The following is a 13,373-nucleotide window of genomic DNA, read 5'->3' as shown; positions in this document are numbered from 1 at the left end:
GGCCTGGGGTTTGGCCGGGAGGAACACACTGAATGAGAGTCTGGGCAGTAGCCAATCAAAAAGGTGGCGTCGGTAAGACCACTTCCTCCATCGCTCTGGCCGGGCTGCTGGCCGAGGCGGGCAAGCGTGTGGTCGTCGTCGACCTCGACCCGCACGGGTCGATGACCAGCTACTTCGGCTACGATCCGGACACCCTGGAGCACAGCAACTTCGACCTGTTCCAGCACAAGGGCCAAGTGCCCGAGGGCCTGCCGGGCCAGTTGCTGCTGTCCACCAGTGACGAACGGATTTCCCTGCTGCCGTCCAGCACCGCGCTGGCGACCCTCGAGCGTCTGTCGCCGGGCCAGAGCGGCCTTGGCCTGGTGATCGCCAAGAGTCTGGCGCAACTGTGGCAGGACTTCGACTACGCGGTGATCGACAGCCCGCCGCTGCTGGGCGTGCTGATGGTCAATGCATTGGCGGCCAGCCAGCAGCTGGTGGTGCCGGTCCAGACCGAACACCTGGCGGTGAAAGGCCTGGAGCGCATGGTCAATACCCTGGCGATGATCAACCGATCGCGCCGCCAGGCCTTGCCGTTCACCATCGTGCCGACCCTGTTCGACCGACGTACCCAGGCCTCCATGGGCACCTTGCGGGTACTGCGCGACAAGTTTCCCGAGGCGATCTGGCAAGGCTACATACCGGTCGACACACGCCTGCGCGATGCCAGCCGGGCAGGGGTCACGCCCTCGCAGTTCGACGGCAAGAGCCGGGGCGTGCTGGCCTACCGTGCCTTGCTCAAGCATCTGCTGGCCCAGCAGCTCGTACCGCAGGTGGCCTGACGTGTTGCACTCAAGTCACCTGCCGTTTCAGCCGATAACTCCTACAGGACACTGTAGCGGGACATTTTCATGGGCATTCAGATGATCCGTCCCGTCGATATCACTACCCGTCCGCAACTGGCGCTGCAGTCCTATCTGGACGCCTTGCTCCAGGAGGCGACCGAAGAACTGCCGGTGGAGCTGGCGGTCGAGCCGGCAGTCGAGATCCCGCTGCCGGTCGAACCCGAGCCGGTCAGCGAGCTGGATGAATTCCAGGCCGCGGTGCTGGAGGAACAGGCCCGCGATGCCCTGGCCGCCCAGGCGCTGGCGATTGCGTCGGCGCCGCTGGCCAAGGTCGACGTGCCAGTGGCCCGGGTCGAGGTGCCGGTGGCCGAGCCGGTCGCGCCGGTGCTGGTGGAGCCGGTGGTCGAGGTGCATCTGCCTCCCGCCGAGCACACGCCACCGCCGCCGGTGGCGGGCGATTCGCGTCCGTATTGGGCGGCGGAGCCGTTCGAATGCCTGTTGTTCGACGTCGCCGGGCTGACCCTGGCGGTGCCGCTGGTCTGCCTCGGGTCGATCTATTCCCTGGCCGGCCAGGAGCTGACGCCACTGTTCGGGCAACCGGAATGGTTCCTCGGCATACTGCCGAGCCAGGCCGGTAACCTGAAGGTGCTGGATACCGCCCGCTGGGTGATGCCCGATCGCTATCGCGACGACTTCCGCCAGGGGCTGCAATACGTTATTTCGGTTCAGGGCTATGAGTGGGGGCTGGCGGTGCATCAGGTCAGCCGTTCGCTGCGCCTGGACCCCAACGAGATCAAATGGCGCACCCAGCGTGGGCAGCGGCCGTGGCTGGCTGGCACGGTCATCGAACACATGTGTGCGTTGCTCGACGTCTCCGAGCTGGCCGAGTTGATCGCCAGCGGTGCCGTCAAGCAAATGCAGTTGAACAAGCCGACATAAACAACAGCCCAGGGCGACCAGTGCGCCAGGGCGTCAGACAGCACACACACCGTATCAACGGTAATCGAGGGGCAGGGGTATGAATAAGTCAGCGTCTTCACAGGGTTCCGATGATCCAATCCTGCAGTGGGTGACGTTCAAGCTGGACAATGAGTCCTACGGCATCAACGTGATGCGGGTCCAGGAAGTCCTGCGCTATACCGAAATCGCCCCGGTACCGGGTGCGCCAAGCTACGTGCTGGGGATCATCAACCTGCGCGGCAACGTCGTCACCGTGATCGACACTCGCCAGCGTTTTGGCCTGATGCCGACCGAGGTCAACGACAACACCCGTATCGTCATCATCGAGGCTGACAAGCAGGTGGTCGGGATCATGGTCGACAGCGTGGCGGAAGTGGTCTACCTGCGTCAGTCGGAAGTCGAGACCGCACCGAACGTCGGCAACGAAGAGTCGGCCAAGTTCATCCAGGGCGTCTGCAACAAGAACGGCGAACTGCTGATCCTGGTCGAGCTGGACAAGATGATGACTGAAGAAGAATGGTCCGAGCTGGAGAGCATCTGATTGATTCTTGAGGTCGTAGTCATCCTCCTGGTCCTGTTGTGGATCGGGACAGTGGTGATGTTCCTGATCCACGTGCGCAATCAGCAGAAGATTGCCGCACAGCAGGCCGAGGGTGATGCGTTGCGAGACCAGCGCATCAAGGAACTGGCCCGTCGGGTCGACAACTTTCAGAACGGCACGGTGCGCATGGGCGAGGATCTGCACGAGTTGCGTGCGGTGGTCGCGCCCCTGCCGGACAAGCTGGCCCAACTGGAACAGCGCGATCCCTCGACCCTGTCCTTCGCCCAGGCCGCCCGGCTGGTCGGCATGGGGGCCAGCGTCGATGAACTGACCCAGGCCTGTGGGCTGACCCAGGCCGAAGCCGAGCTGATGAGCAAGCTGCATCGCAGTTGAGCCGGACGCAGCTCCGTCCGTGGTCGGCTGGCGGATAGGGCAGGGTTCAGGCAGGCCTCCCGGCCTGCCTTCACGTTCAGTAGTCGTCGCCCCGCTCGGTCACGTCCTTTTCCAACGGCTGCGGCAGCGGCTCGAAACCCTGGGGCACCTTGCCCTTCAGATTCCAGGCGAAAGCGATGATCACCGCGATGGTTCGGTAGAGCTCCTCGGGAATGCTGTCGCCCAGTTCCAGGCGTGCCAGCAGTTTCACCAGCTCGGCGTTCTCGTAGATCGGCACTTCGTAGTCGCGGGCCAGCTTGAGGATGGCTTCGGCCAGTGCCTCGTCGCCCTTGGCGGTCAGGGTCGGGGCCTGCTGGCCGTCGTACTTGAGGGCGATGGCCTGGCGTGGGGGGGTGGGGTTTCTCATGCGGTTTCGTCGACCCAGCGTTGTTCCAGTCGGGTTTGATTGCCCTGCGGCGGCGTGCCCCGGTGGCAGTCGAGTTCGCCGACGTTGAGCCCGGAGGCGAGCAGGCGCTCGCGCAGGGCGTCCAGCTGGCTTTCGATCAGGCTTGCGGTTTGCTCGCGTTCGGCCCAGAGATGGCCGGACAGGCTGCCGCTCAGCAGTTGTGCCTGGACGTGCAGCGGGCCCAGCGGGTCGAGGTCGAAGGCCAGCTCCACGCGCCACAACTGGGCTTTCTGTTCGCGTGGCTCGGCCTTCTCGGACGATGGCTGTTCTTCCCGTTCCTCGCGCTGGATCCTGACCTGCAGGGGCACGATGTCCTGCAGGTTGCGCATGGGAATTTCCAGTTGCCAGGTGGTCTGCAGGTTGCCATCAGGGGTGCGGCCGGTCTGTTCCAGGCTCGACAGCTGGTGGCTCTGCAGGCGTGAGACGGCTGCCGCGGCGAGGCGCAACAGGTTCTCCAGGTCGCCTTCGCCGGCCAGGTTCTGCAGCAGCCGCGAGGGCAGCGGAAAGCTGATCGGCTGTGGCTTGCCGCCGACCTGGCCGAGCGCACCCAGAGCGCTGCGGACAAAGCCCGGCAGGGCCTGGGCGAGCACCGCGGCGCTGGCGCCCGGGTTGCTCGCGGCACCGTCCGGCAACTGCGGCATGATCTGCGCGATCAGGCGCAGCAGGTTGCCCTTGAGGTCGGGCACCATGGCAGGGTTCTGGCCCGCCAGCAGCCTGGCCTCGAGGAACAGCCCGCTGTTCTGCAGGAGCTGGGCCAGGGTCTTGGGATTGCTCAGTTGGCTGATGTCCGGCAGGTCGCCGAGCAGGGTGGCGATGGCGCTGCGCAGTTCGGCCGGCAGCCTGACGCTATCCGGCAGGTTCTGCAGATTGTTGAGCAGGCCTTCCAGCGAGCCTTGGCGGCCTTGCTGGGCGAGCAACTGTTGGGTCACCGCCAATTGGTCCAGGCGTGCGCCCTGCGGTACGAAGGTCAGGCTCTGCGAGCCTTCGACCAGGGCGCTGAGCAGGCTGCCGATGCGCAGCGGTTGCGGGCTGTCGAGGGTCAGCGTGGTGCCGCTGAGGGCGGTGTTGAGCAGGCCCACCAGCGAACGATAGACCTGGGGCTGGCCCGGTACCTGTGGCAATGCCTGGCTGGTCAGGACCTTGCCCTGCAACAGCGTGCCGACCGGCAGTTGCGTGGTGTCGAGGCGGGTCAGGGCGGCGACGCTGGCACTGAGCGCCTGTTGCACGGTGATCGCCAGGTTGCCGGCCGAGGGCTGGGTCACGGTCAACTGGGCGCCCTGGGGCAGGGGCTGGTTGCTGCTGGCCTGCACGGTGGTCTGGCGGCCGTTGTCGGTGGTCAGCTTGAGCAGCAGTTGGAAGGTCTGGTCGGTCTGTTTGAGCGACAGCACATCGGCCCTGGCGCTTTGCCCGGGGGCGATCAGTCCTTCCTGTGGCAGTGTCAGCTTCAGCAATTCGCCGGCGAGCACTGCCGGGCGGCTGCCGGCCGGAATCAACTGGGCCAGCCCAGGGATATTGAATTCGCCTGTCATCGGGTCGCAACCTGTCGAGATAGCCCTCTTGGGAGTAGGGCGATGCATGTATAATGCCGCGCCGTCTCCCGAAACAATGTTCAAACTATCGCATAAATTGACCCAGCTCTCTGGAACGGGCTGCAAAAGCATTTATGCTGCCTTACGTTAACGGCCGCGTCATGGCCGACTTGAGAACCGCAAAAGGCTTCGATCATTTGACCAGCCCTCTTCTAGAAGCCGTAGCGCTTGCCTGTGAGCGTGATTGGCGGATGCTGTTCGAGAACCTCGAACTGCGCCTGAGTCCCGGCGACATGTTGCAGATCAGCGGCCCCAACGGCAGCGGCAAGACCAGCCTGCTACGCCTGCTGGCCGGCCTGATGCAGCCCACCAGCGGCGAGATCCGCCTCAATGGCCAGCCGCTGAACAGCCAGCGCAGCGAACTGGCGCGCACACTCCTGTGGATCGGCCATGCCGCCGGGATCAAGGACTTGCTGAGTGCCGAGGAGAACCTGCGCTGGCTCTGTGCTCTGCACCGGCCGGCCGAGCGCGAGGCGATCTGGCAGGCCCTGGCCGCTGTCGGCCTGCGCGGTTTCGAGGATGTGCCCTGTCATACCCTGTCCGCCGGCCAGCAGCGCCGCGTGGCCCTGGCCCGGCTCTACCTGGACAGCCCGCAGCTGTGGATTCTCGACGAACCCTTCACCGCCCTCGACAAGCAGGGCGTGGCGCAACTGGAAGAGCACCTGGCCGGTCATTGCGAGCGGGGCGGCATGATCGTGCTGACCACCCACCACAGCCTGACGCGGGTGCCGGCCGGTTACCGCGACCTCGATCTCGGGCGGTGGGCGGTATGAGCGTTTTCGGTCTATTGTTTGCCCGCGAGGCGCGGCTGTTGTTCCGCCGTCCGGCCGAGCTGGCCAACCCGCTGGTGTTCTTCGCCATCGTGATCGCGCTGTTTCCGCTGGCGGTCGGTCCCGAGACGAATATGTTGCAAAGCTTGTCTCCGGGGCTGGTCTGGGTCGCGGCGCTTTTGTCCGTCCTGCTCTCGCTGGACGGGCTTTTCCGCGGTGATTTCGAGGATGGTTCCCTGGAACAGTGGGTCCTTTCGTCGCACCCCCTGGCCCTTCTGGTGCTGGCCAAGGTGCTGGCACACTGGGTGTTTTCCGGGCTGGCGCTGGTTCTGCTGTCACCCTTGCTGGCGCTGATGCTCGGCTTGCCGACGGCCTGCCTGCCGGTGCTGCTGTCATCGCTGCTGCTGGGCACGCCGGTGCTGAGCCTGCTCGGTGCGGTGGGCGCGGCGCTGACGGTGGGACTCAAGCGTGGTGGCCTGTTGTTGGCGCTACTGATCCTGCCGCTGTATATCCCGGTACTGATTCTCGGCAGCGGGGCCCTGCAGGCCGCGTTGCAGGGCATGCCGGCAACGGGTTATCTGCTCTGGCTCGGCAGCCTGGCCGCCCTGGCGGTGACCCTGGCACCTTTTGCAATAGCGGCTGGCCTGAAGATCAGCGTCGGCGAATAATGAGGTCTGGCCGGTTTCCGGCCAGCAAAGACCCTGGATGTACCGTGATGAACTGGACTTGGTTTCATAAGCTGGGCTCGCCCAAATGGTTTTATGGCATCAGCGGGCGCCTGCTGCCCTGGCTGAGCATCGCCGCCGTACTGCTGATCGGCAGCGGCGTGGTCTGGGGGCTGGCCTTCGCGCCGCCGGACTATCAGCAGGGCAACAGTTTTCGCATCATCTACATCCACGTGCCGACGGCCATGCTCGCCCAGTCCTGCTATGTGATGCTGGCGGTCTGCGGGGTGGTGGGGCTGGTGTGGAAGATGAAACTGGCCGATGTCGCCCTGCAGTGCGCGGCACCCATCGGTGCCTGGATGACCGCCGTGGCGCTGGTCACCGGCGCCATCTGGGGCAAGCCGACCTGGGGCGCCTGGTGGGTGTGGGACGCGCGCCTGACCTCGATGCTGATCCTGTTGTTCCTCTATTTCGGCCTGATCGCCCTGGGCAACGCCATCACCAACCGTGACAGCGCGGCCAAGGCCTGTGCGGTGCTGGCGATCGTCGGCGTGATCAACATCCCGATCATCAAGTACTCGGTGGAGTGGTGGAACACCCTGCACCAGGGCGCGACCTTCACCCTGACCGAGAAGCCGGCGATGCCGGTGGAAATGTGGCTGCCGCTGCTGCTGACCGTGCTCGGTTTCTACTGCTTTTTCGGTGCCGTGGTGCTGCTGCGCATGCGCCTTGAAGTGCTCAAGCGCGAGGCCCGGGCCAGTTGGGTCAAGGCCGAGGTCCTGAACGAACTGGAGGCGGCCCGATGAGTTTTGCTTCATTCGGCGATTTTCTCGCCATGGGCCATCACGGCCTGTACGTCTGGTCGGCCTATGGCATCTGCCTGGCGGTCCTGCTCATCAACGTCGCCTCGCCGCTGCTCGCCCGTCGGCGTTACCTGCAACAGGAGGCGCGTCGTCTGCGCCGGGAGAATAGTCAGTGAACCCGCTGCGCAAGAAACGTCTGATCATCATCCTGGCGATCCTGGTCGGGGTCGGTGCCGCCGTCGGCCTGGCCCTGAGTGCGCTGCAGGAAAACATCAACCTGTTCTACACCCCGACCCAGATCGCCAATGGCGAAGCACCGCTGGATACGCGCATCCGCGCCGGCGGCATGGTGGAGAAAGGTTCGCTGGTGCGTTCCAGCGACTCGCTGGACGTGAAATTCGTCGTCACCGATTTCAACAAGTCGGTGACCATCAGCTACCGCGGCATTCTCCCCGACCTGTTCCGCGAAGGGCAGGGTATCGTCGCCCTCGGCAAGCTGAACGCCCAGGGCGTGGTGGTGGCCGACGAGGTGCTGGCCAAGCACGACGAGAAATACATGCCGCCGGAAGTGACCAAGGCACTCAAGGACAGCGGCCAGGCCGCCCCGACGCCTGCGAAGGAGGGTTGATCATGATTCCCGAGCTTGGCCACCTGGCCATGATCCTGGCGCTGTGCTTTGCCCTCGTGCAGGCCAGCGTCCCGCTGCTTGGCGCCTGGCGTGGCGACCGCCTGTGGATGAGCCTGGCGCAGCCGGCGGCCTGGGGGCAGTTCGCCTTTCTCGCCTTCGCCTTCGGCGTGCTGACCTACGCGTTCATGACCGACGACTTCTCCGTCGGCTATGTGGCCAACAACTCCAACAGCGCCTTGCCCTGGTACTACAAGTTCAGTGCCGTGTGGGGCGCCCACGAAGGGTCGCTGCTGCTCTGGGCGCTGATCCTCGGTGGCTGGACCTTCGCCGTGTCGGTGCTCTCGCGGCAACTGCCGCAGGCGATGCTGGCGCGGGTGCTGGCGGTGATGGGCATGATCAGTTCCGGCTTCCTGCTGTTCCTGATCCTCACCTCCAACCCGTTCTCGCGCATCCTGCCGCAGATTCCGGCGGACGGTCGCGACCTCAACCCGCTGTTGCAGGATATCGGCCTGATCGTCCATCCGCCGATGCTGTACATGGGCTATGTCGGGTTCTCCGTGGCCTTCGCCTTCGCCATCGCCGCGTTGCTCGGCGGCCGCCTCGACGCGGCCTGGGCGCGCTGGTCGCGGCCGTGGACCATTGTCGCCTGGGCCTTCCTCGGCCTCGGTATCACCCTGGGCTCCTGGTGGGCCTACTATGAACTCGGCTGGGGTGGCTGGTGGTTCTGGGACCCGGTGGAAAACGCCTCGTTCATGCCCTGGCTGGTCGGCACGGCGCTGATCCACTCATTGGCGGTCACGGAAAAGCGCGGCGTGTTCAAGAGCTGGACGGTGCTGCTGGCCATTGCCGCATTCTCCCTCAGCCTGCTGGGGACCTTCCTGGTCCGCTCGGGTGTGCTGACCTCGGTGCACGCGTTCGCTTCCGACCCGGCCCGTGGGGTGTTCATCCTGATCTTCCTGCTGTTCGTGGTCGGCGGTTCGCTGACGCTGTTCGCCCTGCGTGCACCGGTGGTGAAGAGTCATGTCGGCTTCGGCCTGTGGTCCCGCGAAACGCTGCTGCTGGCCAACAACCTGGTGCTGGTGGTGGCTGCCTCGATGATCCTGCTGGGGACCCTGTATCCGCTGGTGCTCGATGCCTTGAGCGGGGCCAAGCTGTCGGTGGGGCCGCCATACTTCAACGCGCTGTTCATCCCGCTGATGGCGGTGCTGATGGCGGTGCTGGCGGTGGGTGTGCTGGTGCGCTGGAAAGACACCCCGGTTAAATGGCTGGTGGGCATGCTGACCCCGGTCCTGCTCGGCAGCGTGGCGCTGGCGGCGGTGGCCGGCCTGGTCTACGGCGATTTCAACTGGGCGGTGCTGGCGACCTTCCTGCTGGCGGCCTGGGTGGTGCTGGCGGGGGTGCGCGACATCCTCGACAAGACCCGTCACAAGGGCCTGTTCAAGGGCCTGCCGAGCCTGACCCGCAGCTACTGGGGCATGCACCTGGCGCACCTGGGCATCGCCGTCTGCGCCCTCGGCGTGGTGCTGTCGAGCCAGGAGAGCGCCGAGCGCGACCTGCGCCTGGCGCCGGGTGAAGCCATGGAGCTGGCCGGTTATCAGTTCGTCTTCGAAGGCGCCAGGCACTTCGAGGGGCCGAACTTCACCTCGGACAAGGGCACCATCCGGGTGCTCGACAAGGGCCGGGAGGTGGCCGTGCTGCACCCCGAGAAACGTCTCTACACCGTGCAGCAATCGATGATGACCGAAGCCGGCATCGATGCCGGTTTCACCCGTGACCTCTACGTCGCCCTCGGCGAGCCGCTGGGCGATGGTGCCTGGGCGGTGCGGGTGCACGTCAAGCCGTTCGTGCGCTGGATCTGGTTCGGTGGCCTGCTGACCGCCCTCGGTGGTGCGCTGGCGGCGCTGGACCGGCGTTACCGGCTCAAGGTCAAGAGCCGGGTCAGGGAAGCATTGGGCATGAGCGGAGCGACTGCATGAAGCGTTGGATAATGGTAGTGCCACTGGCCGTGTTCCTGGTGGTGGCGGTGTTCCTGTATCGCGGGTTGTACCTGGACCCGGCCGAGTTGCCATCGGCGATGATCGGCAAGCCGTTCCCGGCGTTCTCCCTGCCCGATGTGCAGGATGGGAAGACCCTGACCCAGCTCGACCTGCATGGCCAGCCGGCGCTGGTCAACGTCTGGGGCACCTGGTGTATCTCCTGTCGGGTCGAGCACCCGGTACTGAACAAGCTGGCGCAGCAGGGCGTGCGGATCTACGGGGTGAACTACAAGGACGACAACGCCGAGGCGCTGAAGTGGCTGAAGGACTTCCACAATCCGTACCAGCTGGATATTCGTGACGAGCAGGGCAGCCTGGGCCTGGACCTGGGCGTGTACGGCGCACCGGAGACCTTCTTCATCGATGCCAAGGGCGTGATCCGCCACAAGTATGTCGGGGTGATCGACGAAGTGGTCTGGCGCGAGCAACTGGCGCCGGTGTACCAGGCACTGGTGGACGAGGCGCGACCATGAAGCGCTGGCTGGCCGCCGTGGCCCTGGGCCTGACCCTGACCGGCGTGGCCCACGCCGCCATCGACACCTACGAGTTCGCCAGCGAGGCTGAGCGCGAGCGTTTCCGCGACCTGACCAAGGAACTGCGCTGCCCCAAGTGCCAGAACCAGGACATCGCCGACTCCAATGCGCCGATTGCCGCCGACCTGCGCCGGGAGATTTTCCGCATGCTCGGCGAGGGCAAGGACAATCAGCAGATCATCGACTTCATGGTCGATCGGTATGGCGACTTCGTCCGCTACAAACCGGCCCTGACCGGCAAGACCGCGCTGCTCTGGTTCGGCCCGGCCGGGCTGCTGCTGGGGGGCCTGGTCGTGATCGCCGTGATCGTCCGTCGGCGCCGCGCCCAGCGCAGCGAAACCCCGGACGTGCTTTCCGCCGAGGAGCGCGAGCGCCTCGACCACCTGCTGGATAAGAACCGCGAATGATTGATTTCTGGCTTGCTACCGGTCTGTTGTTACTGATTGCCCTGAGTTTCCTGCTGATCCCGATCCTGCGCGATCGCCGCGTCCGCCAGGAAGAGGATCGCACCGCGCTGAACGTGGCGTTGTACCAGGAGCGTGTGGCTGAGCTGCAGGCGCAGCGCGACGACGGCGTACTGACGGCCGAGCAGATGGACAGTGCCCGTGCCGAGGCGGCTCGCGAGTTGCTGGCCGATACCGATGGCCTGGCCCCGGCGCCGGTTTCGCGGCTGGGCAGGCCGCTGCCGCTGCTGGCGGCGCTATTGGTGCCGGTGCTCGGGCTGGTGCTGTACCTGCACTTCGGTGCCAGCGACAAGGTCGAACTGACCCGCGAATTCGCCCAGGCTCCGCAATCGATGGAAGACATGACCCGCCGCCTGGAGCGTGCGGTCGCTGCCCAGCCGGACTCGGCCGAAGGCCTGTACTTCCTGGGGCGGGCGTACATGGCCCAGGACCGGCCGGCGGACGCGGCGAACCTCTTCGAGCGTACCGTCAAGCTCGCCGGGCGCCAGCCCGAGTTGCTCGGGCAGTGGGCGCAGGCGCGCTACTTCGCCGATGGCAAGCGCTGGTCGCCGCAGCTCCAGGCGCTGACCGACGAGGCGCTGAAGGCCGATCCCAACGAAGTCACCAGCCTCGGCCTGCTGGGGATCGCCGCCTTCGAGGGCGAGCGTTACCAGGAGGCGATCGACCACTGGAAGCGCCTGCTGGTGCAACTGCCGGCGCAGGATCCGTCCCGCGCCGCCTTGCAGGGCGGGATCGACCGGGCGACCGAGAAGCTGCTCGCCAGTGGCGGCAAGGTTGCCGCGGCGCCTGCCGCCGCGGTCGGAAAGGGCGCGCTGCTCAAGGTGCGTGTCGACCTGGCGGCGCAGCTCAAGGCCAAGGTCCAGCCGGGCGACAGCGTGTTCGTCTTCGCCCGTGCCACCCAGGGGCCGCCGGCACCGCTGGCGGCCAAGCGCCTGACGGTGGCCGACCTGCCGGCCACGGTGGAGCTGGGCGATGCCGACGCAATGATGCCGCAATTGAAACTGTCGAACTTTCCTGAAGTCCAACTGGTTGCACGGATCTCCCGCGCCGGCCGGCCGACGGCCGGCGAGTGGATCGGACGTAGCCAGCCCCTGGCCAGCAGTACCGCCGCGCAACAGAACCTGACCATCGACAGCCCGGACAAATAGAGAACCCGCCATGACCGCCATCGCTCGCCTCACCCTGTTAACGCTGGTCCTGGGGTTGAGCGCCTGTACGGTCCAGCGCCCGCCGGCGCCGACGGGCCCGACGATCCCGCCGTCCGTCCCGACGACCAAGCCCTATCCCCCGGCAACACCGGGCAAGCCGATTCCGGCGACCAGGCCGCGCCCGAGCACTTCGGCGACCTTTGCCCCACCGCCTGGCGGTCGCAGCCACTGGGACGGGCAAATGGGTGTGTACGTGCTCGACAACCAGCCCAACACCTTCTATCGCCAGCGCACCTACTATCGCTGGGACAACGGCTGGAGCCGTTCGATCAGCCCCAACGGGCCCTGGGAAGAAACCGACATCCATGGCGTGCCGCCGGGGTTGGGCAAGCAGTTCGCGCAGTAACCTCTAGGCGCCCGGCGCCTGCAAGGCGTACACGTTCTGCGTCACAAGAGCGGACGCCGAGCGTCCAGAGAGGTATTCCCACGCGGAGCGTGGGAATGCTCGGGGGGCGGGGTATTACTTACTTGCCATAGATCTGGTCGAACACGCCACCGTCATTGAAGTGGGTCTTCTGCACCGTGCGCCAGTCGCCGAAGGTCTTCTCCACCGAGAGGAAGTCGACTTTCGGGAAGCGGTCGGTGAACTTCGCCAGTACCTTCGGATCACGCGGACGCAGGTAGTTCGCCGCAGCGATTTCCTGGCCTTCCGGTGACCACAGGTACTTCAGGTATTCCTCGGCCGCCGCACGGCTGCCTTTCTTGTCCACCACCTTGTCGACCACGCTCACCGGCGGCTCGGCCTCGGCGGAAACGCTCGGGTAGATGACTTCGAACTGGTCGCGACCGAACTCGCGGGCAATCATTTCCGCTTCGTTCTCGAAGGTCACCAGCACGTCGCCGATCTGGTTGGTCATGAAGGTGGTGGTGGCGGCACGGCCACCGGTATCCAGCACCGGCACCTGCTTGAACAGCTTGCCGACGAAGTCCCTGGCCTTGTTCTCGTCGCCGCCGTTCTTCAGCACATAGCCCCATGCCGACAGGTAGGTGTAGCGACCGTTACCCGAGGTCTTGGGGTTCGGCACGACCACTTGCACGCCTTCCTTGAGCAGGTCCGGCCAGTCCTTCAATGCCTTCGGATTGCCCTTGCGCACAATGAACACGGTGGCCGAGGTGAACGGCGCACTGTTGTTCGGCAGACGGGTGACCCAGTTCTCCGGTACCAGCTTGCCGTTGTCCGCCAGGGCGTTGATGTCGGTCGCCATGTTCATGGTGATCACATCCGCCGGCAGGCCGTCGATCACGGCACGCGCCTGTTTGCTGGAGCCGCCGAAGGACATCTGCACGGTGACGTTTTCGTTGTGCTCGGCCTGCCAGTGCTTCTGGAAGGCGCTGTTATAGTCCTTGTAGAAGTCCCGCATCACATCGTAGGACACGTTCAGCAGGGTCGGGGCGGCCTGGGCGATGCCACCGAAGGCCAGGCCAGCGGCCAGGAGCGAGGCGCCAAAGAGTTTTTTCACTGCGCATTCCTTGTTCGGGTCAGAGAGAGGGCAATTTGCCAGCAACTATAACGG

17 protein-coding genes are annotated in these 13,373 nt (G+C 65.4%); 14 read left to right on the top strand and 3 right to left on the bottom strand.

Annotated features, from left to right (window positions below; translation table 11 throughout):
• The first annotated feature begins 32 nt into the window (after positions 1-32).
• The 4 genes from ACM62G_RS03265 (at position 33) to ACM62G_RS03250 (ending at position 2,718) form a co-directional block, all read left to right on the top strand.
• Positions 33-821, top strand: a complete 789-nt coding sequence (locus ACM62G_RS03265; protein WP_054061402.1) for a ParA family protein — start codon at positions 33-35, stop codon at positions 819-821.
• A 69-nt stretch (positions 822-890) separates the two neighbouring features.
• The gene (locus tag ACM62G_RS03260; RefSeq protein WP_419736681.1) at positions 891-1,763 is read left to right on the top strand and encodes a CheW domain-containing protein; all 873 of its coding nucleotides are present in this window, start codon (positions 891-893) and stop codon (positions 1,761-1,763) included.
• 79 nt (positions 1,764-1,842) lie between these two features.
• The gene (locus ACM62G_RS03255) at positions 1,843-2,325 is read left to right on the top strand and encodes a chemotaxis protein CheW (RefSeq protein WP_010449884.1); all 483 of its coding nucleotides are present in this window, start codon (positions 1,843-1,845) and stop codon (positions 2,323-2,325) included.
• Entirely contained in the window at positions 2,326-2,718 is a 393-nt protein-coding gene (locus ACM62G_RS03250) for a DUF2802 domain-containing protein (RefSeq protein ID WP_054060529.1), read from the top strand.
• Positions 2,719-2,794: 76 nt separating this feature from the next.
• On the opposite strand, the gene ACM62G_RS03245 is transcribed toward ACM62G_RS03250, so the two are convergent.
• Positions 2,795-3,124, bottom strand: coding sequence for an EscU/YscU/HrcU family type III secretion system export apparatus switch protein (locus tag ACM62G_RS03245; protein ID WP_273819360.1), 330 nt, complete (start codon positions 3,122-3,124; stop codon positions 2,795-2,797).
• Positions 3,121-4,692 carry a flagellar hook-length control protein FliK gene (locus ACM62G_RS03240; RefSeq protein WP_419736680.1) on the bottom strand — a complete coding sequence of 524 codons (1,572 nt, stop codon included), beginning with the start codon at positions 4,690-4,692 and terminating at the stop codon, positions 3,121-3,123. The genes ACM62G_RS03245 and ACM62G_RS03240 overlap by 4 nt, the downstream gene beginning before the upstream one ends.
• Positions 4,693-4,853: 161 nt before the next feature.
• Here ACM62G_RS03240 and ccmA point away from each other — a divergent pair, with 161 nt between their 5' ends.
• From ccmA to ACM62G_RS03190, 10 genes are read left to right on the top strand one after another with little or no spacing between them, the layout of a single operon-like run.
• Positions 4,854-5,525 (top strand): cytochrome c biogenesis heme-transporting ATPase CcmA, encoded by a 672-nt coding sequence (gene ccmA / locus ACM62G_RS03235; protein WP_419736679.1) that lies wholly within the window; start codon positions 4,854-4,856, stop codon positions 5,523-5,525.
• Entirely contained in the window at positions 5,522-6,190 is a 669-nt protein-coding gene (ccmB, locus tag ACM62G_RS03230) for a heme exporter protein CcmB (protein ID WP_273819362.1), read from the top strand. The genes ccmA and ccmB overlap by 4 nt, the downstream gene beginning before the upstream one ends.
• A gap of 44 nt (positions 6,191-6,234) precedes the next feature.
• A complete protein-coding gene (locus ACM62G_RS03225) occupies positions 6,235-6,993 on the top strand; it encodes a heme ABC transporter permease (RefSeq protein ID WP_192842782.1) in 759 nt (252 codons plus the stop codon).
• Positions 6,990-7,166 (top strand): heme exporter protein CcmD, encoded by a 177-nt coding sequence (gene ccmD, locus ACM62G_RS03220; RefSeq protein WP_186677524.1) that lies wholly within the window; start codon positions 6,990-6,992, stop codon positions 7,164-7,166. The genes ACM62G_RS03225 and ccmD overlap by 4 nt, the downstream gene beginning before the upstream one ends.
• Positions 7,163-7,618, top strand: coding sequence for a cytochrome c maturation protein CcmE (ccmE, locus tag ACM62G_RS03215; RefSeq protein WP_054064092.1), 456 nt, complete (start codon positions 7,163-7,165; stop codon positions 7,616-7,618). Before ccmD ends, ccmE begins: the two co-directional genes overlap by 4 nt.
• 2 nt (positions 7,619-7,620) lie before the next feature.
• A complete protein-coding gene (locus tag ACM62G_RS03210; RefSeq protein ID WP_054060536.1) occupies positions 7,621-9,594 on the top strand; it encodes a heme lyase CcmF/NrfE family subunit in 1,974 nt (657 codons plus the stop codon).
• Positions 9,591-10,127: a DsbE family thiol:disulfide interchange protein gene (locus tag ACM62G_RS03205; RefSeq protein WP_419736678.1), complete on the top strand. Its 537-nt coding sequence runs from the start codon at positions 9,591-9,593 to the stop codon at positions 10,125-10,127. The genes ACM62G_RS03210 and ACM62G_RS03205 overlap by 4 nt, the downstream gene beginning before the upstream one ends.
• Positions 10,124-10,594: a cytochrome c-type biogenesis protein gene (locus ACM62G_RS03200; protein WP_273819364.1), complete on the top strand. Its 471-nt coding sequence runs from the start codon at positions 10,124-10,126 to the stop codon at positions 10,592-10,594. The genes ACM62G_RS03205 and ACM62G_RS03200 overlap by 4 nt, the downstream gene beginning before the upstream one ends.
• Positions 10,591-11,799 (top strand): c-type cytochrome biogenesis protein CcmI, encoded by a 1,209-nt coding sequence (gene ccmI, locus ACM62G_RS03195; protein ID WP_419736677.1) that lies wholly within the window; start codon positions 10,591-10,593, stop codon positions 11,797-11,799. Before ACM62G_RS03200 ends, ccmI begins: the two co-directional genes overlap by 4 nt.
• A gap of 10 nt (positions 11,800-11,809) precedes the next feature.
• A complete protein-coding gene (locus ACM62G_RS03190) occupies positions 11,810-12,205 on the top strand; it encodes a hypothetical protein (RefSeq protein ID WP_419736676.1) in 396 nt (131 codons plus the stop codon).
• Between the two features lie 118 nt (positions 12,206-12,323).
• On the opposite strand, the gene ACM62G_RS03185 is transcribed toward ACM62G_RS03190, so the two are convergent.
• Positions 12,324-13,319, bottom strand: coding sequence for a sulfate ABC transporter substrate-binding protein (locus ACM62G_RS03185; RefSeq protein WP_054064095.1), 996 nt, complete (start codon positions 13,317-13,319; stop codon positions 12,324-12,326).
• Positions 13,320-13,373 lie beyond the last annotated feature (54 nt).

Origin of the sequence: Pseudomonas sp. COR18 (assembly GCF_048568395.1) — a bacterium.
Taxonomy (GTDB): Bacteria; Pseudomonadota; Gammaproteobacteria; order Pseudomonadales; family Pseudomonadaceae; genus Aquipseudomonas; species Aquipseudomonas fuscovaginae_B.
This window is presented reverse-complemented; position numbering and strand designations above follow the sequence as displayed.

What these genes read in the sequence shown, in the direction of transcription:
- ACM62G_RS03265 (WP_054061402.1), top strand. Translation starts at nt 33, where the DNA reads ATGAGAGTCTGGGCAGTAGCCAATCAAAAAGGTGGCGTCGGTAAGACC.
- ACM62G_RS03260 (WP_419736681.1), top strand. Translation starts at nt 891, where the DNA reads ATGGGCATTCAGATGATCCGTCCCGTCGATATCACTACCCGTCCGCAA.
- ACM62G_RS03255 (WP_010449884.1), top strand. Translation starts at nt 1,843, where the DNA reads ATGAATAAGTCAGCGTCTTCACAGGGTTCCGATGATCCAATCCTGCAG.
- ACM62G_RS03245 (WP_273819360.1), bottom strand. Translation starts at nt 3,124, where the DNA reads ATGAGAAACCCCACCCCCCCACGCCAGGCCATCGCCCTCAAGTACGAC.
- ACM62G_RS03240 (WP_419736680.1), bottom strand. Translation starts at nt 4,692, where the DNA reads ATGACAGGCGAATTCAATATCCCTGGGCTGGCCCAGTTGATTCCGGCC.
- ccmA (WP_419736679.1), top strand. Translation starts at nt 4,854, where the DNA reads ATGGCCGACTTGAGAACCGCAAAAGGCTTCGATCATTTGACCAGCCCT.
- ccmB (WP_273819362.1), top strand. Translation starts at nt 5,522, where the DNA reads ATGAGCGTTTTCGGTCTATTGTTTGCCCGCGAGGCGCGGCTGTTGTTC.
- ccmD (WP_186677524.1), top strand. Translation starts at nt 6,990, where the DNA reads ATGAGTTTTGCTTCATTCGGCGATTTTCTCGCCATGGGCCATCACGGC.
- ACM62G_RS03210 (WP_054060536.1), top strand. Translation starts at nt 7,621, where the DNA reads ATGATTCCCGAGCTTGGCCACCTGGCCATGATCCTGGCGCTGTGCTTT.
- ACM62G_RS03205 (WP_419736678.1), top strand. Translation starts at nt 9,591, where the DNA reads ATGAAGCGTTGGATAATGGTAGTGCCACTGGCCGTGTTCCTGGTGGTG.
- ACM62G_RS03200 (WP_273819364.1), top strand. Translation starts at nt 10,124, where the DNA reads ATGAAGCGCTGGCTGGCCGCCGTGGCCCTGGGCCTGACCCTGACCGGC.
- ccmI (WP_419736677.1), top strand. Translation starts at nt 10,591, where the DNA reads ATGATTGATTTCTGGCTTGCTACCGGTCTGTTGTTACTGATTGCCCTG.
- ACM62G_RS03190 (WP_419736676.1), top strand. Translation starts at nt 11,810, where the DNA reads ATGACCGCCATCGCTCGCCTCACCCTGTTAACGCTGGTCCTGGGGTTG.